We start from the raw sequence: 23553 nt of genomic DNA, 5'->3' as shown, positions 1-23553 counted from the left end.
GCATGGCAAGGCAAACCATTGCAGTTATCGATTACGGTATGGGTAATTTACATTCCGTATCGAGTGCCTTAGCCCATGTATCGCCTGACTCCAATGTGATTGTTACCGCCGATTCTGCGCTAGTCGCCAGCGCCGATCGCGTGGTGTTCCCCGGTGTCGGCGCCATTCGCGATTGCATGGCGGAGATACGCCGGTTAGGTTTCGATCAATTGATGCGCGCTCAAGTAGCAAGCGGCAAGCCGGTGTTGGGTGTCTGTGTGGGTATGCAGGCCCTCATGAGCCATAGCGAAGAGAACGCAGGCGTCGATTGTATTGGCCTAGTTGAAGGCAGGGTTCGCTTTTTTGGCGAGCCGCTGTTGGAAGCTGACGGTAGTCGTTTGAAAGTCCCGCACATGGGCTGGAACCAGGTGCAACAAGCGGCGCATCCGCTCTGGGCGGGCATAGATAACGGCGCCCGCTTTTATTTTGTGCACTCCTATTATGTGCAAGCGCAAGATAGAAGCCTAGTGGTTGGTCATTGTCATTACGGCGTCGATTGCGATGTCGCCCTAGCGCGGGATAACTTATTTGCGGTGCAATTTCACCCTGAGAAAAGCCACACCGCCGGCTTACAGCTATTGCGCAATTTCGTGCAGTGGGACGGCAAACAGTAATTTTTTTGCTCACATTTAGTTAGGACATTTCATGTTAATTATTCCCGCCATCGATCTTAAAGACGGCCAGTGTGTGCGCCTGCGTCAAGGTTTAATGGATGATTCCACCGTGTTTTCCGATGACCCTGTGGCCGTAGCGGCGCAGTGGGTGGAGCAGGGTTGTCGGCGTTTGCACTTGGTCGATCTCAATGGTGCCTTCGAAGGCAAGCCCGTGAACGGCGACGTCGTAACGGCCATTGCCAAGGCCTACCCGAGCTTGCCCATTCAAATCGGTGGTGGCATCCGCAGCGCCGAGATCATTGAAGCTTATTTGGCCGCTGGCGTTAACTACGTCATCATCGGCACCAAGGCGGTGAAAGAGCCGCAGTTTGTTACTGATATGTGTAAGCAATTTCCCGGGCATATTATTGTTGGCTTAGATGCCAAGGATGGTTTGGTGGCAACCGACGGTTGGGCCGAAGTGTCTAATGTTAAGGCCACGGATCTGGCCAAGCGCTTCGAAGCCGATGGTGTTGACTCTATTATTTATACCGATATTGCCCGCGATGGCATGATGCAGGGTGTGAATGTCGAGCAAACCTTGGCTATGGCAAAAGCCTCGTCCATCCCTGTCATCGCCTCGGGCGGCATCACCAATATGGATGATATTCGGGCCTTACATGCCGTGTCCAAGCAAGGCATTTGCGGCGCTATTACCGGCCGGGCTATTTATGAAGGCAGCTTGAACATGGCAGAAGCGCAACGCTATTGCGATGATAATGCTTGATCTATTTTGAACATTTTGGCGATTGATTAGGACAGGCTCATGGCGTTGGCGAAGAGAATTATTCCCTGCTTGGACGTGGAAAATGGTCGGGTCGTTAAGGGTGTTCAGTTTTTGGATATTCGCGATGCCGGCGACCCCGTAGAAGTGGCTCGGCGTTATAACGCCGCCGGCGCCGATGAAATTACCTTCCTCGATATCACCGCCAGTCACGAAGAGCGCGAGACCACCGTTCACACAGTGGAAGCCATCGCATCGGAAGTGTTTATTCCCTTAACCGTGGGTGGCGGCATTCGCAAAGTCGACGATATTCGGCGCATGCTGAATGCCGGTGCCGATAAAGTGTCGATCAATTCTGCAGCGGTGTTTAACCCCGATTTTGTGAAGGCGGCCTCGGACCGTTTTGGCGCCCAATGCATTGTGGTCGCCATCGATGCGAAGTGTGTCTCGAAGCTTGGCGAAGCGCCGCGCTGGGAAATTTTTACCCACGGTGGGCGCAAGCCAACGGGTATTGATGCGGTGGAGTGGGCCGTGCGCATGGCCGAGTTTGGTGCCGGTGAAATATTACTAACCAGCATGGATCAAGACGGCATGAAAAACGGCTTTGATCTGGGGGTGACGCGCGCCATTAGCGATGCCGTGCCGGTGCCCGTCATTGCCTCTGGCGGCGTGGGCAATTTGCAGCACTTAGTGGACGGTGTTAAACAAGGTGGTGCCGATGCCGTACTTGCGGCCAGCATTTTTCACTTTGGCGAATATACCGTTGCCGAGGCCAAGCAGTTTATGGCCGCACAGGGCGTTGAGGTTCGCCTTTAGTTTTTGCCTTCAGCAATATCTGAATAGGCTGGTGTTGGGCGCTGAGCGAGCTCTTTCGATCAAAATAGATGGCTTAACTTTGCCTGAGCCGAAGCTTAGCCGAGTGTTTCCATCGTTTTGAAGCTGATGGCAGGAGGGGCAGATGAGGTTAAAACATTAGTTTCAGACAGAACAAAGCCGCGCGTAAGGTACGCGCAGCTTTTGGTCGGTAAATTCAATTAGGCTGCGTGGCGGCCGTAGCGTTCCAAGGTTGGAATCAGCGGTGCGCCAGCACCCATAATAAAATCAATGAACTCTGTGGCGCCAACACGTGCCTCGTTGAGGCTATCAAACGGGCCTATGGCCACGCCTTCGCGCGTGTTGTAGTACCAGTAGTCATCTTTCTTGAAAAAGCGTTCCTGGCGTGTGGAAACGAATCCTTGTTCACCTAATCTCTGCACAGTCATAATATTGCCTTCATCGTCCTGTTTGATCCGCCTTCTAGCGCGATCTTTCCCTCAAGCGAGGGGCCTAAACTTCTAGTTTCGAGAATTCTCTGTTCACCTTAGACCACTGCGTGTTGAATAGGTTTCTAAATAGCTACCTTTTGTATGAATAATAAGCAGGTTTCACTAATTCCATTCAACAGACTAAGTTTATCGAATCAATAGATAATTTCTTATACTAATTGGGAGTAAGGTTAGGCTGTTTTTATGGGCTACTTGCTTAATCCCTGTAGCCACGGGCGATTGCTAAGGTTGGTCTGGCTGGTTGTGTGCGCTGGTTCACGCTGATTGTGTGACAGGTTTCTCAGTAGGGTGGACGATGGTACCACTTTAACTCTGGTGGTGAGTAGGGGGAGTTGGCGCTTCAACGCGGCGTAGGTTTCTGGGTAGGGGTGACCTATGGCAACCGCATTGCCGTTCTTTTCTGCTAGGGCTACGGCTTTTTCCAGTTGCATTGCTATTGCAACAATACTTTGTTCGTTATCCAGAAAAATGTCTCTTTTTGCCGTTTGTAAGCCGGCTTTTTTGGCCTGGTCGTACGCCACACTCTGGGCGCTGGTTCGGCTGTCGATAAAGAATAAATCCTGGGCGGTTAGCGCCTGCATCACGGCGCCCATTGCCGGCTCAAGTTCGGTTAGCCGGCTACCCATGTGGTTATTGATGCCGCTTGCCTGTGGGTAGCTGGCTATATGGGTTGCTATCAGCTCGGTGATGTGAGTTGGTGGCATATTTAGCGCAATGCCACCAGGGTCGAGTTTGGCGTTGGTTTGGGTGGCCATGGGTATGTGTAGCATCACCTCTTTGCCTCTGATCCAGGCGAGCTCAGCCAGTTCTTTTCCGTAGGGCGAGATTGGCAGCACCGAAAAAGTCAGTTCATATGGCAAAGCGATGAGTTTCTGGGCGCTGCTCCGGTGATAGCCTATGTCATCAATGACGATGGCCAGTGTTGGCCTGTTGTCAGCTTGGCTTGGCCCGGCGTTGGAGGCTTGGCAGAGCGCGCATCCCAGCGCCAATGGCGCTAGCCATTGGCGGCATAGAATGGGCAGCGCATTAGTGATCTTTTTGATCATTCGCACTGATAACAGTGGTGTTGCCGGGCGCGTTGATCAGGGGTGATGATTTGCCAAACAGCTTGTGGCTCTTCAGTAGGTTGATAGCTTCGAATAACTGGTTGTCATTTTCCAGCAGTTCTTGCGACGCTTTTTGTGCCGACGAGCGCTCGCTTGCCTTGCTCTCTTCGCCGCCGTTGCCGTTATCCAAATGGCCGGTAAGGTCCGCTTCGGTCACACTTGCGCGCGGGCGAATGGCCGTTAGCTTGGCGCGCTCAACGGTGATGTCTGGAATAATGCCTTGAGCCTGGATCGAGCGGCCGCCGGGGGTGAAGTATAGCGCCGTGGTGAGTTTGATCGCACTCTCCTCGCTAATGGGAATAACCGTCTGCACCGAGCCCTTGCCAAAGCTCTGCGTGCCTAAAATGACCGCTCGATGATGATCTTGCAGGGCGCCGGCAACAATTTCTGACGCCGATGCCGAGCCGTCGTTTATGAGCACCACGATAGGTAAGCCGTTTAACATATCGCCTTGGGTAGCGGTAAAACGGTTGTCGGCATTTTCTATGCGGCCCTCGGTGTAAACAATCAGCCCCTCGTTAATAAACGCGTCCACTACCTCCACCGATGCCTGCAAAACGCCGCCCGGGTTGTTGCGTAAATCCAGCACCAAGCCTTCGATCGGCTTGCTAGTGTCTTTCTGTAACTTGGCGATGGCGTCGATCATGTCTCTGCCGGTGCTTAATTGAAACTGGGCGATGCGGACGTAGGCAAAGTTGTCGTCCATGCGCCGGGCGCGAACACTTTTCACCTTGATGGCGTCGCGCGTTAGCTTGAACTCCAAAGGCTTGGCTTCGCCTTCGCGCACGATGGTGACATTTATTTTGCTGCCTTTGGGGCCGCGCATGGCTTTAACGGCATCGTTCAGGTCCATGCCCTTCACGGTTTTGTCATCGAGCTTGATGATCAAATCGCCGGCCTCGATACCGGCCTTGGCCGCGGGCGTGTCGTCCATGGGTGAAATGACTTTGACGAAGCCGTCTTCCATGCCCACCTCGATACCCAAGCCGCCAAACTCGCCGGTGGTATTCATTTGCAAATCGTCGAAGGAGTTTGCGTCTAGGTAGGCTGAGTGCGGGTCTAGCTCGGACAGCATGCCTTTGATGGCGTACTCCAATAACTTGCGATCGCTGATTTCCTCGACATAACCTTGATGGATATGGTCGTACACTTTGGTGAAGGTGCGTAGGTCATCCAAAGGCAGCAGGCCTTGCTCTTTGTCAGCTGGCTTTGGCGCCGGTGTTTTTGGCGTGGGCGTTGCAGCATCTTCCGTCGCAAAGCTGGGGCTAGCACCTAGGAGTAAACACAGGCTCGCGGCTACAAATACAGGTGTTAGGCGAAGGGCACAAAAGGTGCGTGTCGCGCTTGGGTACTTCATGAACGGTTTGCTCCTGCGAAAATAGTCGCCACGTCAAATAATTCACCTAGTGTAATGCATGCGTGCCGGCTTTGTTCACTAGCTGACAATAAATTGCCACTGAAGTTCTGACACGCTTTGGCCAATGCGGCGAAAAACAGGCTAGCCACGACACCATTGCGCGGGGTTGACCGGCTTGCCCTTGTGGCGAATTTCAAAATAGAGGTTTGCCTGTTCTAAGCCACCGCTGTTGCCAACCCGAGCAACCACTTCGCCATCGGCAACCCAATCCCCAGTTTCTTTAAATAGTGCCTGGTTGTGCGCATAAAGGCTTAGGTAGTTATCGCCGTGATCGATGATGAGCAGCATGCCTTGGCCACGCATATATTCGGAAAATACTACGCGTCCTTGGTGAATGGCTTTGACTTCTCGGCCTTCGGGGGCATCTATCACTACGCCCTGCCAGCGCAGCCGATTGCCGGCGCGCGCACTGCCAAAGCTGGCGCTGAGTCTGCCTTTGGTGGGCCAGCCCATCTTGCCTTTGCGCGCATTGAACGGTTGACCCGGCATGCCCAGGGCGACATCGCTGAGTTGTCGAACCACTTCGGAAAGAATTTTTTCCAGATGCGCGCGATCGGCGGCGGAGCGTTGCAGTTGCGCATCTTTCGCGTCGATACTGGCGTTAATCCGCGCCAAGGTTTTCTTGCGCTCCGTTTGCGAGGCTTTTAGCGACTGGTGTTTTTGGTTCAGGGTCGATTGGCTGCGTGCCAGCAAATCTGCCTGTTGGATGATTTCGGGCTCGAGCTTTTCTAGCTGGGCAAGGGTGGTTTGATAGTTGTCGATTTGGGTTTTGCGATTATTGAGCAGCGCGGTGTTGTAATAAGCCATGCGCGACAGTAGGGCTGGGTCGTTTTGGCTAAGTAGCAGTTGCAACTGGCTCGGGGTGCCAGCCTTATAGGCCGCCACCACTTGAGCGCTAAACTGCTGTTGTTGCTGGGCTTTCGCCTGCGTTAAAGACTGTTGTTGCGCCTTTAACTCACTCAGCTTTTTTTTTGCGCCGCGAGCTCGGCGTTGATGCGTTCGATGTTTTTCAACAAATCGGCGATCTCGCTTTCGTTGCGCTTGAGTTCAACGTTCAGGCTGTCGCGACTGCTTTTGGCGGTATCTAATTCGCCTTGCAGCTTTTTGATCATGCTTTGCAGCTCTTCCAATTTGGCTTGGTAGGCCGCTTGATCTTGTGCGTACAGCGCGGGGCTTAGGCTAACCGTAAGGGCGAAAAGAGCTGCGACTAGTGCTTTCATCATGTTTTAGGAACCAAGTTTGCCGTCTACAGGTGTCGAAATGACGTTCAGGCGCCCAGCATAAAATGCTCTGCGCCCGAAAGCCAGCCGTGCCTTAATTAAATGTGACCAAGCTCTTGCCGGTCATTTCTGCCGGCTGCGCCATACCCATAAGGCTAAGCATGGTGGGCGCGACGTCCGCTAGCGATCCGCCATCTTGCAGGGTTAGCTTGCGCTCACCAACATAGAGGAAGGGCACGGGCAGCGTGGTGTGCTGGGTGCTCACCTGGCCGGAAACTGGATCGAACATTTCCTCAACGTTGCCGTGGTCTGCGGTTATTAGGGCTTCGCCGCCGGCCTTGAGCACGGCTTGGACAACGCTATTAACGGCGTCGTCAATTACCTCTACGGCTTTCACCGCGGCGTTGAACACACCCGAGTGGCCCACTTGGTCGCAGTTAGCGTAGTTGCAAATGATGGCGTCAAATTTGTTCGACTCGATCGCCGCCACCAGCTTTTCGGTCACTTCCGCGGCGCTCATTTCAGGTGCCAAGTCATAGGTGGCTACCTTGGGTGAGGGCACCAATATGCGCTCCTCACCGGTATAAAGTTCTTCTTGGCCGCCGCTGAAAAAGAAGGTGACGTGGGCGTATTTTTCCGTCTCGGCGATGCGCAGCTGGGTTTTACCCTGTTTGGCGAGGTATTCGCCCATGGAGTTGGCCATGGATTCAGGCGGGAAGGCGCAAGGCACTTTAATATCGGCGGCGTATTCGGTGGTCATGACAAAGTCAGACAGCGCCGGTACCAGTTCGCGCTCGAAGCCGTCGAAGTCGGGTTCGACGAAGGCACGGGTAATTTCGCGTGCGCGGTCGGGGCGGAAGTTCATAAAAATAAGCGCGTCGCCATCGTTTACGGTGGCAACTTCTTCGCCCTCGGCGACGATCACCGTGGCTTTGACGAACTCGTCGTTTTCCTCGCGGGCGTAGGCGGCTTTCAGCCCGCTTACGGCGTCGTCGGCATCGTATTCGGCGGCGCCTAGGGTCATCAGGTCGTAGGCTGCCTGCACTCTATCCCAGCGATTATCGCGATCGAGGGCAAAGAAGCGACCGATGATGCTCGCCACGCGGCCAACACCGAGGGCGTTAAATTTTTCCTGGGCCGATCTGAGTGAGGCCTCGGCGCTGCGCGGCGGTGTGTCGCGGCCATCGAGCATGGCGTGCAAGTAAATTTCTTTGGCGCCGCGCTTGGCGGCCAATTCCATCATGGCGAAAATATGGTCTTCGTGGCTGTGTACGCCACCGGCAGACAACAGGCCCATGATGTGTACGGCTTTGCCTTGGCTCACGGCCTTGTCGATGGCCGCGCAGTAGGCGGGATTGGTGAAAAAGTCGCCGTCGCTGATGGCCTTATTAACGCGGGTAAAGCTCTGGTAAACCACGCGCCCAGCGCCTAGGGTCATGTGCCCCACCTCGCTGTTGCCCATCTGACCTTCGGGCAGGCCAACCGCCAGCCCCGAGGTGCCAATTAAGGTCTTCGGGTTGTTGGCCCAAAGCTTATCCCAGACCGGGGTTTTGGCGGCCTTAATAGCATTGTGTTCAGTGCTTTCTGAATAACCAAAGCCATCGAGGATGACCAGTACCAGTGGTTTTTTCGCTACAGCGTTTGCGGACATGGAGTTAGAGCCTGTGAGTCATTGATTTTTTGTGTCGTAATTCTACCCTGTGGCGGGTGACAACTCTATGTATGTGGCGATTTTGGCGGCCTGAATGACGCGCATTCCATGCTTTTTCAAGTTTGAGTCGCTATACTGGCGCGCTTGCGAGTACCTAGGCTAAGGAATATCTGTGGATATCATTATTTTTCTCACCGAGCAGTGGTTGCTCGTGTCTCTCATGTGTGTGTTGGTGTACATCTACCTTTGGCGCGAAAAGTCTAAAGCAGGTGCGTCTTTATCTGTGCATCAGGTTACGGCACTGGTGAATAAAGGCGAGTCGGTATTGGTCGATATTCGCGATGCGGCCGAGTTCAAGGTGGGGCACATTGTCGACGCCATAAATATCCCGCACAACAAAGTTGAAAAGCAGTTGGCAGATTTCGCCAAGTTTCAGGGTAAAACCATCATATTGGTCGATAAGATGGGCCAGCACACCGGTAACGCCGGCCGCTTATTGCGTGCGCAAGGTTACGATGTGGTGCGTTTAGATGGCGGTATCGCCGATTGGCAGGGGCAAAATTTGCCGCTTGTTAAGTAATAGGCTGTAACGCCCAAGCGATCTCATGCTCAAAATGCTTCGTTTAAGCCCAAGCCAGAGGAGTTATCATGGCCGTTCCTGTTGTTGTCTATAGCACGACTATTTGCCCTTATTGCGTGCGCGCCAAGCAATTGCTCAAGCAGAAAGGCGTGGATTACGAGGATATTAACTTGGACAAAAGGCCCGAGTTGCGCAATGACGTGATGAAGCGTAGTGGTCGGCGCACAGTGCCACAAATTTGGGTTGGCGAAACCCACGTGGGTGGTTTTGACGAACTGTGGGCGCTGGACCGCGCCGGCAAGTTAGATTCGCTGTTGCAAGGGGCTTGAAACTCGGCCTTGGCGCCCTTATCTCCTTAATAGTTCGCCGCTGTTTGGGCGCCATAACAACAAAACTCAATAATTTCAGAAATATCGATAGGCAATCCTCATGACAGAAGAAACCAATACCGGCGCAGCCGCCGCAACAGAAACTCCGGCCGCCGCTCAGCAGTTCGCACTCCAACGCGTGTACCTAAAGGATTTGTCTTTCGAGTCTCCCATGGGCGTAAAGGCCTTCATGAAGGAGTGGAAGCCAGCGGTTAACCAAGAGCTGAATACCAAAGCGGCGAAAATTGATGCCGAGAATTACGAAGTGGTTTTAACCCTAACCATTACCGTTAGCATCGGTGAAGAAACGGCTTTCCTAGTTGAAGTACAGCAGGCGGGTTTGTTCCATATCAATGGTCTGCCGGAGCAGGCGTTGCCACAGCTGCTGAACACGGCTTGCCCACAAATATTATTCCCTTACGCGCGCGAAGCTGTTGATAGCATCGTGGTGAAGGGAAGCTTCCCAGCCTTGATGTTGCCACCGGTAAATTTCGATGCGCTATTTGCGCACGCGGTGCAGCAGGCAAAGGCGCAGCAAGCTGGCGCCAAGGAAGCTGCTACAGAGCAATAATTCTTATTGCGACTAAAAGCGGCGCTTCGGCGCCGTTTTTTTTGCCGCTTCTGCGCATCTTGCTGTTTTTCACTTGGCAAGCATCCAGTGCAAGGGGCAAACTGCGGTTACTAAATTTAACAGCGAACCCCCGTTGCTATGCGTCGAAGTATCACCCGCAAATTGCTCCGAACTTTCAGCTGCTTGTGCTTTGCGGGTGCGACGCTGGTTCATGGCGAGGTGTTATTAACCGGCGTTGACGGTGAGTTGGCAGACAATATTAAAGCCCATCTCACCATTACTGCGGAAGACTGTAAGGCGCCTCGGTGGCGACTACAACAGCGGCGCAAAAGTGCCGACGAACAGGTTGGGCAAGCACTGAATGCCTACGGCTATTACAGTTATCAGCTTAAGCTGAGTTTTTCCGAGGTTGAAAACTGCTGGCAGCTGAACGTCGAAGTCGCGCCAGGTGAGCGCGTTAGGCTGCGCAATGTACGGGTTCAGGCAATTGATCGCCCTTTGGATCTGGACGCGACCATCGTCGATCTGCTGCAAAGCCCGCCGCTTATGGCGGGTCAACCGTTAAAGCACAGCGATTACGATAATTATAAAACCGCGCTGTTAGACAGCGTGCGAGCTCAAGGCTACTGGCGAGCAAAGTTTAGCGATGCAGAGCTGGCCATCTATCCTGATCAATTTTCAGCGGACGTGAAGTTAACCCTAGAATTCGGCGCCCGCTATTATTTTGGCGCCTATGAATTCTCGGCCTCGCCGCTCGACCAAGATCTCTTGCTGCGCTTGGCCGGTGCCGCGGAGGGCGAGCCTTACTCTGCCGAGGCGCTACAAGATATTTATAGTCGCCTGCAAGGCAGTGATTACTTCCAACAGGTGTTGTTAAACCCACGCGTGGATAGCACAGGCCAAAGCGTGGTGGTGCCCATTGCTGTGGATGTGGGTATGAAAAGCCAAACTAGTTTTGGTGCGGGTATCGGTTATTCCACCGATCAAAAAATGCGCGTGCGCGCGGATTATCAGAATCGATATTTTAATGCCAAGGGGCATAAATGGCGGGTTGATGCACTCTACTCGCAAACCCTGCAGGAATTGGGTGGCACCTACACCATTCCTCGCCAAGAGGCAGCGCGCGAGTGGTATGAAATCAGTGGCGGCTGGGTGCGAGAAAACACCGTGAGCTATGAAAGCCAGGCCACCACTACGCGCATTCGCGCGGTGGAGGCACTGCCACAGGATTGGATTTTGAACACCGGCGTGAATGTTCGCTATGAATCCTATGTTATTGGTTCAGAAGAGCCAGATGAGCAGTGGTTAGTTGTACCCGGTGTTGGCGTGAGCTGGGTCAACGCCAATAACGAAGTGCGCCAGACGCTGGGTGTTAGGGTCGAAGCGGAAGTGACGGCAAGTAGCCAGTATTGGTTATCCGGCACGGATTTCGCGCAGCTGAGGGTCAAAACAAAATTCATTTTACCTCTGTCGGAGAAGGGGCGTTTGCTCCTGCGCGGTGAAGTGGCGGGCACCTTAAAAGATGATTTTTCCGAGCTGCCGCCCTCGGTTCGTTTCTTCACCGGTGGCGATAACAGCATTCGCGGTTACGAATATAATTCCCTGGGTACCACGAATGATGAGGGTGAAGTGATCGGCGGTAGCCACCTCGCCGTTGCAAGTTTGGAGTATGACTATTTGTTTTTACCGAGCTGGTCGGCATCAGTGTTTTATGATGCCGGCGATGCCTTTGATACCGTGTTTGCGCTTAAGCGCGGGGTCGGCATTGGCTTGCGTTGGTATTCGCCGGTTGGGCCTTTGCGCATCGATATCGCCAGCCCACTCGACAGCGAGGATAACTACCGCTTCCATATCTCAGTGGGGGCCGATCTGTAAATGGTTTGGCTGCGACGACTCTCTATTGTATTTGGCTCTGCCCTGTTACTGCTGGTAATCGTTCCATTTTTGCTTTGTTCTTGGTTAATTTTTACCACCCAAGGTGCTCAGTGGGGGGTGCGTCAAGCCCTGCCCTATGTACCGGTTAAGGTTACCTTTACTCAGTTGGATGGCAGCTTATGGTCTGGCTTAATTGTGCGCCAGCTCGCCGTTGAAGCACGGGATGACTCTTTAGGTTTTGAATCTGTTACAGCTAGTGAGCTTTCATTTTCATGGCAACCATTGGCGCTCTTGACCGGTCGTATTCAAATTAATCAAATCGACATTAAACAATCTGATATCCGGCTCGCGGACCAGGCGAACGCAGAGCCGAAGCCTAAAGCCGGTAGCATAGAATTTCCTGAGTTAGATCTCCCTTTTAACCTGGAAGTGCAGGCCCTGCGCGCGCGGGGTGTTCGCCTTGCCACAGCGACGGGGCTGGAAAATATACCCGATCTTGATGCCAAATTTTGGTTGGGCGGCAACCAGCTTATTTTATCTGGCCTGAAACTAAACTACGGTCAAATTGACTATGAATTGTCGGGCCGAGCGCGTTTTTCCAAGACGATAAATTTTTCCGTAAAAGTACCTTCGCACGGCGTAAACAGCTCGGGCGAATGTACCGGTGGTGTCCACCTAAGCTGCAGTGCGCAACTGGTGTGGAAAGATTTTAGCCACCCTATTACCGACGATATGCAAAGCCCTAGCGGCGATCTCACGCTGGAATTGGACGGCGATCGATTATCGGTAAAGGGCGAGGCCGATTATATTTGGTCGTACGAATATGCACCCATCGACACACGCGTACACATCGAAGGTCTTGTGGATTTTGCGAGTTCACAGGCCAGTGTCGCGTCTTTTACCGGCACCTTTGCCGGCGGCGAGGTCAAGGCAAGAGGTACATTAAGTTGGCAGGAAGATTTTAGCCTAGCGCTCGATGTGGAAGGCGAAAATGTCTCCTTGGCGCATTGGTTACCGGAGGCGATGCAAGAGTCGCAAGCCAGCTTGCACGCCAAGTTGGCCTTGTCGGTGCCGGATAAAGGTGTGCAGATGAGACTCGACGTGCCGGCCATGAATGTCAACTTTGGTGCTAAGCCGCTGCGCGGTGGTTTTACCCTGGTGTTGAATGAGCGGGAGGTAAAAGTCGAGCAACTGAATTTTATCGCCCCGGGCAGTAAAATTAACGTGGCCGCAGCCTTGGGTTTTAACGATGAGTTTGCTGTGCGTGCGGTTATTGACAGCGCCAAATTACAAGATTTAATTCCCGAACTATCGGGCAAAGCAAATGTAAATGTCGATGCGAAAGGCAATATCTATACCCCCAATGTAACCTTAAACGCCGAGACGGAAAATCTGCGCTTGGGCAATTTGTTTGCGCAATCAGCGTCGCTCGAGATTGGGTTGCAAGTGGACTCGGGCTTAAAGGTATCGGGTTCAGCTTCGTCGCCCGCTTTGACCGATATGCTGCGCGCCCTGCGCATAGAGCAACTCAGCGGTGCAGTCGATGGCATGCGCTTGGATACTACAAGCTTAGGTAGTGCTAGATTTTCTTTAGCGGGCAGGCTGGAAAAGCATGAGCTAACGGTCACCGGTAGCCAACTACTCGGGCAGTTTGATCTCGATGATTTACATTTGGCTGGTTCGGTAAAACTCGCCCAGGCGGACGATATCGACACTATCCTGGCCAGTTCTTCTTGGCAGGCGCAAATAAAGCGTTTTTCGTTTAGGGATCAATGGTTCGCTGCTGCGTGGACCTTGGCTGCGCCGAGTCGCGGCGAAATTTCCGCGGCCGCCTTGGTTTGGCAGCCCCTGTGTTTATCTCAATCGACCTTATCTCTGTGCTTAGATAAATTAACCCTAACGGATTGGCATAAGTTGAATATATCGGGCGATGTGAGTGGTTTTTATTTAGACCGAGAGCGCTCGCTGTTTCCCGAGTGGTATGAGCAGTTGCCGCTGGAGTGGAAGCTCAATGGTGAGTTGATTGGCCGTTGGCAATTGGATGCGGATTTTGGTCAGAGCGCGATCGACAAACTATTGTTATCGGCACAGGTAGAAGCGGTTAAGACGAGCATGATCTATACCGAGAGCGACGAGCCGTCACTGGTATTGCCGGTGGAGAAATTTTTCATTGCATTAAAAGGTGATGAACATAAATTGTCGCTCGGCGGCGAGATGATCTTCGATCAAGATCAAAGCTTGGTGCTCGTTGGCGACGTAAAACAATGGCAAACGCCCGAGCGCGCCGTGGCTTTAAATGTGAAAGGTGGTGTCGGGCAGCTGGCATATTTGCAGCCGTTTTTGCCGGGGCAGCGAGACTTGGTGGGCGTGGCCCAGGCAGACATTAGCGTGTTGATTCCCAGTGGCTCTGATCAACTGCAATATCAAGGCAAGGTCGTGGTCTCGGATGCGGGCATGTCGCTACCGGCGTCGGGTACCCAACTCTCCGCTTGGCAACTCGTGTTAGAAGCCGAGCGCGGCGATCTTATCTTAAATGCCAATGGCAAAGTGGGCGAGGGCTTGGCCCGCGTCGAAGGCCGGGTATTGTCAGAAAAGCTTAACGATCAACAGATGTTTCAGGCTGAGCTCGATATCTCAGGAAAGAATATCCACTTAGTGAATTTACCCGACGTGCAACTTATTGCCGACCCGTCGCTGAAAATGTCGGGCAATGGCTTGCGCTGGCACTTAACGGGCGACATTCGCGTACACGATTCATCCATGGTGCTGCGCGAGTTGCCGGTGAGTGCCGCTGGGGTGTCTGAGGATGCGGTGGTGTATGGACGAGACGAGCCAGAATCAAAGACCGGCTTGATAGAATTTACCTCCGAGGTGGTGTTGGGTTTCGATAAAAATGTTGCCTTTGAAGGCTTCGGCCTCAGCACAGATGTGGGTGGCGAGCTGCGCTTTACCCGCGATCAAATGCGCCTAAATCAAGTGCACGGTGTCGTGCTTTTAACCAATGGGCGATTTCGAAGCTATGGCCAAAAATTAGATATTGAAAGTGGCCAAATCATTTTTTCGGGCCCTATCGATAACCCAGCTTTGTCGGTACTGGCGGTGAGAAAAGTCGATGACATAGTGGTGGGTATTCAGTTGGCTGGCTCGGCCAAGCACCCGAAGACCGAATTGTATTCGGACAAGGCTATGAGCGAGGCCGATATTTTATCTTATATGGTGAGCGGCAAGCCCATATCTCAGTCTGGTGCTGGCGAAGTTGTCGATATGCAATCGGCCGCGCTAGGTTTGGGTTTGAAACAGGCCTTGCCACTGTTGCAGCGTATCGGGGGCGAGTTCGGTATTTCCGATATTACGGTAGAGGATGGTAGCGACGGTGGTAGTTCCATCGCGGCCGGTAAGCGCATTACCGATAAGCTCTATGTTAAATATGTTTATGGTTTGCTCGGCGCCGCTGGAAATTTTGTAGTGCAATATAAAATTTCTGATCAACTGGGCATCGAGACTACCTCTGGGGATTCACAGGCAATCGATTTAACTTATCGCTGGGATTCAACACCGCCAGAACCAGAAAAAAAGGCACCTGTTAGCGAGTCGACACCGATTCCCTAAGCCCGCTCGCTTGTCATCCAATCTTCATGGCGCTGTCATGTAGCCGTCATGGGCCTAGCCAAGAATGTTAGGCATGATGAAAAATACCTTGCTGTTTCTAAATCATGCAGACATTAGATTTTTTCTAATGGTCAACGCCTTTTTACGGCATTCGATGTTTCAGAAGGCGGCGAGGGTTATTTCGACGCTGGCCGACGGGCCACTTTATCTTATTTCCGCCATCGCCATTTTCTTACTAGAGCCTGAATTTGGCGGTCAGTTTTTTATCACTGGTTTGATCGCTTTCGGCTTAGAAGTACCGCTATACATGAGCCTTAAACGGGCATTCAAACGCGCCCGCCCCTTTAATCAGCTGGACTGTTGGCACGGCTTATCGCCGGCCGACGAATTTAGCTTCCCCTCTGGCCATACCGCTGCCGCCGCTGTGTTCGCCGGCCTGTTGGGTTGCTTCTATCTAGAGATAAATACGTTGCTGGCCATGTATGTGGTACTGGTCGGCGCCTCGCGTGTCACCCTCGGGGTGCATTTCCTAGGCGATATTCTCGCCGGTGCATTACTTGGGTTGGCCTGTGTGGCGCTGGCGGTGCAAAGTGTTTCGATGATCGGTATTTGGGGCTAGATGATTTTATGAAAAGAGTACTTTTTGGCGTTCAGGCGACGGGAAATGGTCATATCACGCGCGCCAATGTGTTAGTGCCTAAACTCCGAAAAATTGGCTTCGAGGTCGATGTTTTACTGAGCGGGCGCGAGCGGCAAAAATTATTTGGTTTAGAAGCCTTTGGTCACTATCGAACGCGGCGGGGCTTTTCTTTCGTGTTGGATGACGGCCGGGTAAATGCACTGCGCACCTTGTGCCAATCGGATATTGGCCGCTTTATTCGCGACGTCAAAGACCTCGACGTGCACAACTATGATTTGGTGTTAACAGACTTTGAGCCGGTGACGGCCTGGGCGGCGAAAATTCAGGGTAAAAAGTGTATCGGTATCGGCCATCAGTATGCCTTTAACTACCCCGTACCCAAACAACCTTTTCACTATGCGTCAAAGACCATTATGAAAAATTTTGCCCCGGCCGATGTGGAGATTGGATTGCATTGGAATGCCTTCGGGGCGCCAATTCTTCCGCCAATAATAGAGCCGGGCTTAGGCTACTGCGCGCCGCGTTGGAAGTCATATTTGGTGTATTTACCCTTTGACGATGTGCCCCGTGTAACCGCATTTTTACGCCGCTACCCAAATTATCACTTTATCTACTATGCGCCGGTGAGTGAGGTGGTCGACAGTGAAAATATCACCATCAAACCCTATTCGCGCACGAGTTTTAAGCAGGATTTGATGTCGGTTGAAGGCGTGGTGTGCGGCGCGGGTTTTGAATTGCCATCAGAGGTGTTGGCACTGGGGAAAAAATTGTTGGTGCAGCCGCTTGAGGGCCAGTTTGAGCAGCAGTGCAATGCCAAGGCGCTAACCCTATTGGCCAGTGCCCATGTGATGCGCCGATTTGACGATCGAGTGATGAAGCGCTTCTTACGCGCGCCGGCACCGGCGCCGATAAAATACCCCGATGTGGCGCAGGCATTGGTGGAGTGGTTGGCCGACGGTGCTCGAGAGCCGGTCTCAGGTTTGTCTAATCGCCTATGGGCTAGCACGGAAAGTCAGCAGAGTAGCGCGGCCTCGCGCTTGGGCACCGCTTGGGCGCTTTAGCCGCCCAAGTCTGACTTCGCGCTGGTTGATTAATCTTCCTCTTGGTTGTCGTCGGCGCTGTCGTCGTTCATGCCCAGTTCTTTCAGCTTGCGCGTTAGGGTGTTGCGGCCCCAGCCTAATAGATTTGCCGCGTCGCGCTTGCGCCCGGCGGTGTGTTTTAGCGCCGTTTCGATTAGGGCTCGTTCAAAGGCCGGCACCGCCTGGCTTAAAATATCTTGTTGGCCGCGCGCTAGCGCTTGATCAGCCCAAGCCCGTAGCGCTTTGTCCCACTCGCTATTTTGTAGGCCCTTATCCTGCGCTTCTAACAGTTCTGGCGGTAAGTCGTCGGCTTGCACTTCGCGTCCAGACGCCATCACCGTAATCCAGCGGCAGGTGTTTTCCAATTGCCGAACATTGCCCGGCCAATTCAAATTACACAGCACATTTTCCGCTTCGGTTTGCAGGGTTTTTGCTTCAACGCCGAGTTCACGCGCGGCTTTCTGCAGGAAAAATTGCGCCAGTTTAGGCACGTCCTCGCGCCGTTCGGCGAGCTTTGGAATATGAATGCGGATGACGTTTAGACGGTGGAATAAATCTTCGCGAAAGCGGTGGTCCTGCACCAGCTTTTCTAAGTTTTGGTGCGTGGCTGCAATAATGCGCACATTCACTTTTACCGGTGTGTGGCCCCCTACGCGATAAAATTCGCCGTCTGCCAATACCCGTAAAAGTCGAGTCTGGGTGTCGGCGGGCATATCGCCAATTTCGTCGAGAAATAAGGTGCCGCCGTTGGCCTGCTCAAAGCGGCCTTGGCGCTGACCGCCAGCGCCGGTGAAGGCGCCTTTTTCATGGCCGAATAATTCAGATTCAATCAGATCTTTTGGAATAGCCGCCATATTCAGCGCGATAAACGGCGCTTGTTTTCTTGGGCTATGGCGATGCAGTGCTCGGGCCACGAGTTCTTTACCAGTACCCGATTCGCCATTGATCAGCACGGTGATGTTGGATTGAGACAGGCGACCGATTGCGCGAAAAACTTCCTGCATGGCCGGCGCTTCGCCAATAATTTCCGTGCTCACTTCATCTTCCGCGTCAACCACCGGTGCCTGAGCTTTTTGCTCCTGCGCATGCGCCAGTGCTCGCTTGGTGACGGCCACGGCTTCATCCACGTCAAAGGGTTTGGGCAGGTATTCAAAGGCGCCGCCTTGATAGGCTTGTACGGCGCTGTCGAGGTCTGAGTGCGCGGTCATAATAATAACCGGCACCGCTGGATGAGACGCATGTATCTTTTCTAACAGCGCCAAGCCATCGATGCCAGGCATGCGAATATCGCTCACGATAGCGTCGGGTATGTCGCGCGACAGTTGCTCAATGATGCCTTCGCCGGACTCGAAACTGCGCGTCTCTAGGCCCGCCTGCTGTAGCGATTTTTCCAACACCCAGCGGATTGATCGGTCGTCGTCGATGATCCATACACGATTAGTTTTTTGCATTGGGCTGTTCCGCTTTTGGTTGTTCCATTGGGATATAGATTGTGAATTGGGTTTGGCCTGGCCGGCTCTCGCATTCGATTAAGCCGTGATGCTGGTTGATTAACTGCAGTGCAATGGCGAGACCGAGCCCCGTACCTTCGGCCCGACCTGAGATCATCGGGTAAAAAATGTCTTCGATAATTTCCGGTGCAATGCCGGGGCCATTGTCGATCACATCGATGCGGCAAATTAAATTGTGATGGCTGCGGCCAATGGTAAATTGGCGTTGGATACGCGTGCGCAAGGCGATATGGCCGTCCGTCACGTTGTTCTCTTGCAAGGCCTGCATGGCGTTGCGCACCACATTGAGGGTGGCTTGTACGAGTTGCTCGGCATCGCCAGGCAGGTCTGGAATGCTGGGATCGTAGTCGCGGCTGATGGCGACCCTGCCGCCACTTTCCACCCCCACCAGCACGCAGACGCGCTCGAGTACTTGATGGATATTAATAGGGGCAAAGGTGGGTGGTTGACGCGGCCCGAGCATGCGATCGACCAAATTGCGCAGCCGGTCGGCCTCGTCGATGATGACCTGTGTGTATTCCTTCAGATCGCCGTCTTCCAGCTCGCGCGCGAGCAATTGTGCCGCACCGCGGATGCCGCCGAGCGGGTTCTTAATTTCGTGCGCCATGCCACGCACGAGGTTGCGGCTGGTGTCCTGGGCCGACAAAATCGCCTCTTCGCGCGAAATACGTAGTAGGCGATCCAGTGGCTGAATTTCTATCAGCAGGCCAACCGGGTGGTTAATGGGCGTGACCGTATAATCCACCGTTAAGTGGGTGCCGCTGCCCAGCGTCCATTCAGCTCGACGGCGGGTAAATTGGTGTTGTTCGCTCAGGGCTTCCTGCAAATCTTTCAGCGCCGCTTCCGATTCGTGCACGAAGTTAACCAATTGCGCGCCTTCAACCCTTTCGCCACTTACCGCTAACAGCACTTCCGCCGCTGGGTTGATGTATTGAATGCGTAGGTTGGTGTCTGTCACCACCACGGCCGTATTGAGGTTGTCGAGTAGCGTTATAAAAGACAATTCGGATTTGGTCACGGCTCCACCTTTAATGCCCTCGGGCAGAAGTGATCTACCCTGCAAAAACCAAACCAAGTTAGTAAAAGGTTAATGAAGGGGCAAAGGTGGTTCGGCACTCACCTTTTTGGCGCTTTGAGCCTAACGCAGAAAAACCTAGCGCACCAGTTTGGTGCGCTAGGTTTTTTTTGGGTTTCTTTTGGTGCCAGTGCGGGCGCCGGCTAGTTACCGGACTTGGGTTTGGCCTTTGGAACTGTGGTTCGGTGAGAATACACAGTGATGGGCGCCGACTCGGCGAGTATCTGATCCTCGCTGTCGTAAATAATAACGCTGACCTGGTGCTCGCCGCGCTCAACCTCGGGCAGTGTGATACTCGAGCCGGTGGTGCTGCTGCCCACGGGGCTGCCGTTGGACAGCAGTTGCGCACGCACCCCGTCGACCAGCGGTTGGTTGACCATGAAGGCGACGGTGAGGTTGCGTTCGCCGGGCGTTAGGTAGGTTTCATTTTCGGGCGAGGTGATGTGCACCCGGTAGTCGAGTGCTGGTTTTTCAGCTTTAGATTGGCGTGTATTCGGGCGGGCGCTGATGGGCGGTGCGGTATTAATCTCGCGCATCTCGACACTTTCAGCGTCGTCGCTGGGCCTGTCGGTGTACACAGTTCTACCGTTTTCATCGGTGGTTTTATAGACCTGAGCCATGGCGATGGCGCTCATGCTGAGTGCGATGGCGGCGGCGATGAGTAATTTCATGTTTATCTTCCCCTGATCACGAAGATTTTCAGTATACCTCAGACAAACAAAAGGCCCGCAAGTTTCCTTGCGAGCCCCGAGTCGAGCGGGTCAGATGGTGCTCCTGCTGGTCTGACACTTCCGCCTTCCGTGGCGGTCGTAAATCTAACCTTACACAGAGTAGTAGAGTTCGAATTCTACTGGGTGTGGGGTCATGTTGATCTTCTGAATCTCTGCTTCTTTCAGTTCGATGTAAGAATCGATGAAATCGTCGGAGAAAACGCCGCCGCGGGTTAAGAACTCGCGGTCTGCATCCAGTGCTGCCAAGGCTTCTTCCAAGCTTGAACAAACAGTTGGAATTTCAGCTTCTTCTTCTGGTGGCAGATCGTATAGATCTTTAGTGGCAGCATCGCCTGGGTGAATCTTGTTCTGCACGCCGTCGATACCCGCCATCAACAGTGCCGCGAAGCACAGGTAAGGGTTGGCCGTTGGGTCTGGGAAGCGAGTTTCGATACGCTTGGCTTTTTCGCCCACAACGTAAGGAATGCGGATGGATGCAGAGCGGTTGCGCGCCGAGTAAGCCAGCATGACTGGGGCTTCGAAACCTGGAACCAAACGCTTGTAAGAGTTGGTTGAGGCGTTACAGAAGGCGTTCAATGCTTTCGCGTGCTTGATGATACCGCCAACATAGTAAAGGGCAGTTTCAGACAGGCCAGCATAAGCGTCGCCGGCAAACTGGTTCTTGCCGTTCTTGGAGAAAGACTGGTGCACGTGCATGCCAGAGCCGTTGTCGCCGATCAGAGGCTTAGGCATGAAGGTCGCGGTTTTGCCGTAGGCGTGCGCAATGTTGTGCACGCAGTACTTTAAAATTTGCACTTCGTCAGCTTTCTTAACCAGGGTGTTGGCACCTACACCAATTTCACACTGGCCAGCGTTGGCCACTTCGTGGTGGTGAATTTCAATCTCAAGGCCCATGGCTTCCATGGCATTACACATAGCGCCGCGGATGTCGTGCAGGCTGTCTACCGGTGCAACGGGGAAGTAACCGCCTTTAACGCGTGGGCTATGGCCGTGTTTGCCTTCAACGTCGTCGCCTGAAGACCAAGCTGCTTCTTCAGATTTGATTTTGTAGAAAGCGCCGCCCATTGAGCTGTTGAAATGTACGCTATCGAAGATGAAGAACTCGGGCTCTGGGCCGAACAAAGCGGTATCGCCTAAACCGGTTGACGCCAGGTACTGCTCGGCGCGCAGGCCGATAGAGCGTGGGTCGCGGTCGTAGCCTTGCATGGTTGATGGCTCAACGATGTTACAGCGAATGTTAATAGTGGCTTCTTCGTAGAAGGGGTCCAGTACGGCTGTTTCGTCATCGGGCATCAAAATCATGTCGGATTCGTTAATGCCTTTCCAGCCAGAGATGGAAGAGCCGTCGAACATTTTACCGTCTTCGAAGAAAGAGTCGTTTACGCAGTTAGATGGGTAGGTAACGTGCTGCTCTTTGCCGCGAGTATCGGTGAAGCGCAAGTCGATCCATTTGGCTTCGTGTTCTTTGATCAGGTCTAGAGTTTTTGACATGGATGCCTCCGAGTTGTCAGAACCGGTTGAAATAAGTTGTTTGTTGCGTCGCGCCCTTCTAACTTTCGCTGTCATCTGGCCTGTGCAGTCTAGGGCGCCGATGAAGGGTTATTCAGGAGTGGCAAAATATATGCCAAAACTGTTTTGGATTAAAGTGCCAGTTTATAAGGCTGTCAGCGTGAAGTCGGAGCGAGGTTGATGTGTTTTTCGACCCTTTTTGGTGCGCCATATTTTGGTGTGCACCTTAATGGTGCTTTCCGGGTGTTTGAGTGTTGCAAAATGAGTGTTTAGTCGATGTGTCGCGCCTATGTATAATGCGCACCCCGTAAAAACTTAGGCCACCACCATGATGGGTGGCGTGGAGACTCCATGCATTTTATCGTCAAACTATTCCCTGAAATAACCATTAAAAGCCCGCCAGTGCGCAAGCGCTTCATCAAACAGTTGCGCGATAACCTGCGCTCCCAATTGGTGCAGGTGGATACGGGTATTAAGGTAGAGCGGGATTGGGAAAAGATCGAAGTACTGGCGCCTGGCAACGACGAATTGCTGTCGGCCCGCATCAGCGATGTTCTGGCGCGCACCCCCGGCATTGCTAACTTCGTGCGCGTGCAGCCTTTTCCGCTCGGCGATATGCACGATGTGTTCGAGAAAACCTTGTCGGTGTGGGGCCCCTTACTGGAAGGCAAAACCTTTTGCGTGCGCGCCAAGCGCACCGGCAGCCACGAGTTTTCCTCTATCGACGTGGAGCGCTATGTCGGCGGTGGTTTGAATCAGCACTCCGGCGCAAAGGGTGTGAAATTAAAAAATCCCGATGTGGTCGTTAAAATCGAAATTCGCGACGACAACTTATACGTCATCGAGGAGCAAACCCCAGGGCTGGGTGGCTTCCCCATCGGCTCGCAAGAGGGGGTGTTGTCTTTGATCTCCGGCGGATTTGACTCCACCGTTGCCAGCTATTTGATGATCAAGCGCGGCATTCGCACCCACTATTGCTTCTTTAATTTGGGCGGTAGAGCGCACGAGTTAGGGGTGAAGGAAGTGGCTTTCTTTCTGTGGAATAAATACGGCTCGTCGCACCCGGTTAAATTTGTCTCTGTGCCCTTCGAAGGCGTCATCAGCGAAATTTTACAAAACGTAGACAACTCCTACATGGGGGTTGTGCTCAAGCGCATGATGTTGCGCGCGGCGAGCAAGGTGGCGGCGGAGCTGGACATTCAGGCGCTGGTCACGGGCGAGGCGGTGGCGCAGGTATCGAGTCAAACCCTGCCGAATTTAGCGGCGATCGATGCGGTCACCGATACCCTAGTACTGCGCCCGCTGATCGTGATGGACAAGGGCGATATTATCGATATCTCCCGCGCCATAGGCACCGAAGACTTTGCCGCGTCCATGCCTGAGTATTGCGGCGTTATCTCGGTTAAACCGACCACCAAAGCCAAAATGGACAAGGTTCTCGCGGCCGAGGCAAAGTTTGATTTTGACGTGCTGGAGCAGGCGATCAGTACCCGCAAAACGCAGTTTATTCAAGATGTGGTGGCTGATTTAGAGGCAACGGTGGTCAAGGTGGATGTGGTTGCCGACGCCAGCGCCAGCGTGGTGATCGATATCCGTCATCCCAACGAAGAAGAGTTGCGGCCGCTGCGCTTGGCTAATGTCGAGGTGCAAAAAATACCCTTCTTCAGCCTAAATACCCGCTTTGCTGGGCTCGACCCCAGCCGTCAATACCTGTTGTATTGCGATAAAGGGGTGATGAGCCAATTGCACGCCGAGCATTTAAAGGATGCCGGGCACCCCAATGTTGGCGTCTATCGGCCAGAACAGCAGGCCGCTGGGTGTACTCTTGCGCCCTGATATGGTCCGTTTAAGCCTAGTGTTTGGCGTTTAG

At 53.3% G+C, this 23553-nt stretch carries 21 protein-coding genes; 11 read left to right on the top strand and 10 right to left on the bottom strand.

The annotated features are described in order from the left end of the window. Positions 1-2 precede the first annotated feature (2 nt). The 3 genes from hisH to hisF are packed head-to-tail and all read left to right on the top strand — an operon-like array spanning position 3 to position 2232. Positions 3-653: an imidazole glycerol phosphate synthase subunit HisH gene (hisH, locus tag QWY82_RS01240; protein WP_290259300.1), complete on the top strand. Its 651-nt coding sequence runs from the start codon at positions 3-5 to the stop codon at positions 651-653. Between the two features lie 31 nt (positions 654-684). Then, positions 685-1419 (top strand): 1-(5-phosphoribosyl)-5-[(5-phosphoribosylamino)methylideneamino]imidazole-4-carboxamide isomerase, encoded by a 735-nt coding sequence (gene hisA, locus QWY82_RS01235; protein WP_290259299.1) that lies wholly within the window; start codon positions 685-687, stop codon positions 1417-1419. 39 nt (positions 1420-1458) lie between these two features. Then, positions 1459-2232: an imidazole glycerol phosphate synthase subunit HisF gene (hisF, locus tag QWY82_RS01230; RefSeq protein WP_290259298.1), complete on the top strand. Its 774-nt coding sequence runs from the start codon at positions 1459-1461 to the stop codon at positions 2230-2232. Between the two features lie 218 nt (positions 2233-2450). Here the strand turns inward: hisF and QWY82_RS01225 are convergent, their stop codons facing one another. From QWY82_RS01225 to gpmM, 6 genes are all read right to left on the bottom strand, one after another. Then, complete coding sequence (locus QWY82_RS01225; protein WP_290259297.1) at positions 2451-2678, bottom strand: DUF6316 family protein; 228 nt, start codon at positions 2676-2678, stop codon at positions 2451-2453. Positions 2679-2929: 251 nt separating this feature from the next. Continuing rightward, the gene (locus QWY82_RS01220; RefSeq protein WP_290259296.1) at positions 2930-3787 is read right to left on the bottom strand and encodes a divergent polysaccharide deacetylase family protein; all 858 of its coding nucleotides are present in this window, start codon (positions 3785-3787) and stop codon (positions 2930-2932) included. Continuing rightward, positions 3768-5204, bottom strand: coding sequence for a S41 family peptidase (locus QWY82_RS01215; protein ID WP_290259295.1), 1437 nt, complete (start codon positions 5202-5204; stop codon positions 3768-3770). Before QWY82_RS01215 ends, QWY82_RS01220 begins: the two co-directional genes overlap by 20 nt. A 141-nt stretch (positions 5205-5345) precedes the next feature. Next, positions 5346-6152 (bottom strand): murein hydrolase activator EnvC family protein, encoded by an 807-nt coding sequence (locus QWY82_RS01210; RefSeq protein ID WP_290259294.1) that lies wholly within the window; start codon positions 6150-6152, stop codon positions 5346-5348. A gap of 71 nt (positions 6153-6223) precedes the next feature. Continuing rightward, on the bottom strand, positions 6224-6487 hold the full coding sequence (locus QWY82_RS01205) for a hypothetical protein (RefSeq protein ID WP_290259293.1): 264 nt from the start codon (positions 6485-6487) through the stop codon (positions 6224-6226). A gap of 91 nt (positions 6488-6578) precedes the next feature. Continuing rightward, positions 6579-8135, bottom strand: a complete 1557-nt coding sequence (gene gpmM, locus QWY82_RS01200; protein WP_290259292.1) for a 2,3-bisphosphoglycerate-independent phosphoglycerate mutase — start codon at positions 8133-8135, stop codon at positions 6579-6581. A gap of 172 nt (positions 8136-8307) precedes the next feature. Between gpmM and QWY82_RS01195 the strand changes: the two genes are divergently transcribed. From QWY82_RS01195 to QWY82_RS01165, 7 genes are all read left to right on the top strand, one after another. Next, positions 8308-8715 carry a rhodanese-like domain-containing protein gene (locus QWY82_RS01195; protein WP_353958671.1) on the top strand — a complete coding sequence of 136 codons (408 nt, stop codon included), beginning with the start codon at positions 8308-8310 and terminating at the stop codon, positions 8713-8715. 68 nt (positions 8716-8783) lie between these two features. Then, on the top strand, positions 8784-9044 hold the full coding sequence (gene grxC / locus QWY82_RS01190; RefSeq protein WP_290259290.1) for a glutaredoxin 3: 261 nt from the start codon (positions 8784-8786) through the stop codon (positions 9042-9044). A gap of 100 nt (positions 9045-9144) precedes the next feature. Then, a complete protein-coding gene (gene secB, locus QWY82_RS01185; RefSeq protein WP_290259289.1) occupies positions 9145-9654 on the top strand; it encodes a protein-export chaperone SecB in 510 nt (169 codons plus the stop codon). 138 nt (positions 9655-9792) lie between these two features. Beyond that, the gene (locus QWY82_RS01180; protein ID WP_290259288.1) at positions 9793-11529 is read left to right on the top strand and encodes an autotransporter assembly complex protein TamA; all 1737 of its coding nucleotides are present in this window, start codon (positions 9793-9795) and stop codon (positions 11527-11529) included. Next, positions 11530-15138: a translocation/assembly module TamB domain-containing protein gene (locus QWY82_RS01175; RefSeq protein WP_290259287.1), complete on the top strand. Its 3609-nt coding sequence runs from the start codon at positions 11530-11532 to the stop codon at positions 15136-15138. It abuts the gene before it with no gap. A 73-nt stretch (positions 15139-15211) separates the two neighbouring features. Beyond that, on the top strand, positions 15212-15757 hold the full coding sequence (locus QWY82_RS01170) for a phosphatase PAP2 family protein (RefSeq protein WP_290259286.1): 546 nt from the start codon (positions 15212-15214) through the stop codon (positions 15755-15757). Between the two features lie 8 nt (positions 15758-15765). Then, on the top strand, positions 15766-16839 hold the full coding sequence (locus tag QWY82_RS01165) for an MJ1255/VC2487 family glycosyltransferase (RefSeq protein WP_290259285.1): 1074 nt from the start codon (positions 15766-15768) through the stop codon (positions 16837-16839). A gap of 29 nt (positions 16840-16868) precedes the next feature. On the opposite strand, the gene glnG is transcribed toward QWY82_RS01165, so the two are convergent. From glnG to glnA, 4 genes are all read right to left on the bottom strand, one after another. Beyond that, complete coding sequence (gene glnG / locus QWY82_RS01160; RefSeq protein ID WP_290259284.1) at positions 16869-18308, bottom strand: nitrogen regulation protein NR(I); 1440 nt, start codon at positions 18306-18308, stop codon at positions 16869-16871. Then, positions 18295-19386, bottom strand: coding sequence for a nitrogen regulation protein NR(II) (gene glnL, locus QWY82_RS01155; protein ID WP_290259283.1), 1092 nt, complete (start codon positions 19384-19386; stop codon positions 18295-18297). The genes glnG and glnL overlap by 14 nt, the downstream gene beginning before the upstream one ends. Before the next feature lie 200 nt (positions 19387-19586). Further along, a complete protein-coding gene (locus QWY82_RS01150; protein WP_290259282.1) occupies positions 19587-20114 on the bottom strand; it encodes a DUF4124 domain-containing protein in 528 nt (175 codons plus the stop codon). Between the two features lie 150 nt (positions 20115-20264). After that, positions 20265-21665 carry a glutamate--ammonia ligase gene (gene glnA / locus QWY82_RS01145; protein ID WP_290259281.1) on the bottom strand — a complete coding sequence of 467 codons (1401 nt, stop codon included), beginning with the start codon at positions 21663-21665 and terminating at the stop codon, positions 20265-20267. A 369-nt stretch (positions 21666-22034) separates the two neighbouring features. Here glnA and thiI point away from each other — a divergent pair, with 369 nt between their 5' ends. Continuing rightward, on the top strand, positions 22035-23519 hold the full coding sequence (thiI, locus tag QWY82_RS01140; protein ID WP_290259280.1) for a tRNA uracil 4-sulfurtransferase ThiI: 1485 nt from the start codon (positions 22035-22037) through the stop codon (positions 23517-23519). Positions 23520-23553 lie beyond the last annotated feature (34 nt).

The sequence above is a fragment of the Simiduia curdlanivorans genome (genome assembly GCF_030409605.1).
Taxonomy (GTDB): domain Bacteria; phylum Pseudomonadota; class Gammaproteobacteria; order Pseudomonadales; family Cellvibrionaceae; genus Simiduia; species Simiduia curdlanivorans.
This window is presented reverse-complemented; position numbering and strand designations above follow the sequence as displayed.

What these genes read in the sequence shown, in the direction of transcription:
- hisH (WP_290259300.1), top strand. Translation starts at nt 3, where the DNA reads ATGGCAAGGCAAACCATTGCAGTTATCGATTACGGTATGGGTAATTTA.
- hisA (WP_290259299.1), top strand. Translation starts at nt 685, where the DNA reads ATGTTAATTATTCCCGCCATCGATCTTAAAGACGGCCAGTGTGTGCGC.
- hisF (WP_290259298.1), top strand. Translation starts at nt 1,459, where the DNA reads ATGGCGTTGGCGAAGAGAATTATTCCCTGCTTGGACGTGGAAAATGGT.
- QWY82_RS01225 (WP_290259297.1), bottom strand. Translation starts at nt 2,678, where the DNA reads ATGACTGTGCAGAGATTAGGTGAACAAGGATTCGTTTCCACACGCCAG.
- QWY82_RS01220 (WP_290259296.1), bottom strand. Translation starts at nt 3,787, where the DNA reads ATGATCAAAAAGATCACTAATGCGCTGCCCATTCTATGCCGCCAATGG.
- QWY82_RS01215 (WP_290259295.1), bottom strand. Translation starts at nt 5,204, where the DNA reads ATGAAGTACCCAAGCGCGACACGCACCTTTTGTGCCCTTCGCCTAACA.
- QWY82_RS01205 (WP_290259293.1), bottom strand. Translation starts at nt 6,487, where the DNA reads ATGATGAAAGCACTAGTCGCAGCTCTTTTCGCCCTTACGGTTAGCCTA.
- gpmM (WP_290259292.1), bottom strand. Translation starts at nt 8,135, where the DNA reads ATGTCCGCAAACGCTGTAGCGAAAAAACCACTGGTACTGGTCATCCTC.
- grxC (WP_290259290.1), top strand. Translation starts at nt 8,784, where the DNA reads ATGGCCGTTCCTGTTGTTGTCTATAGCACGACTATTTGCCCTTATTGC.
- secB (WP_290259289.1), top strand. Translation starts at nt 9,145, where the DNA reads ATGACAGAAGAAACCAATACCGGCGCAGCCGCCGCAACAGAAACTCCG.
- QWY82_RS01180 (WP_290259288.1), top strand. Translation starts at nt 9,793, where the DNA reads ATGCGTCGAAGTATCACCCGCAAATTGCTCCGAACTTTCAGCTGCTTG.
- QWY82_RS01175 (WP_290259287.1), top strand. Translation starts at nt 11,530, where the DNA reads ATGGTTTGGCTGCGACGACTCTCTATTGTATTTGGCTCTGCCCTGTTA.
- QWY82_RS01170 (WP_290259286.1), top strand. Translation starts at nt 15,212, where the DNA reads ATGATGAAAAATACCTTGCTGTTTCTAAATCATGCAGACATTAGATTT.
- QWY82_RS01165 (WP_290259285.1), top strand. Translation starts at nt 15,766, where the DNA reads ATGAAAAGAGTACTTTTTGGCGTTCAGGCGACGGGAAATGGTCATATC.
- glnG (WP_290259284.1), bottom strand. Translation starts at nt 18,308, where the DNA reads ATGCAAAAAACTAATCGTGTATGGATCATCGACGACGACCGATCAATC.
- QWY82_RS01150 (WP_290259282.1), bottom strand. Translation starts at nt 20,114, where the DNA reads ATGAAATTACTCATCGCCGCCGCCATCGCACTCAGCATGAGCGCCATC.
- glnA (WP_290259281.1), bottom strand. Translation starts at nt 21,665, where the DNA reads ATGTCAAAAACTCTAGACCTGATCAAAGAACACGAAGCCAAATGGATC.
- thiI (WP_290259280.1), top strand. Translation starts at nt 22,035, where the DNA reads ATGCATTTTATCGTCAAACTATTCCCTGAAATAACCATTAAAAGCCCG.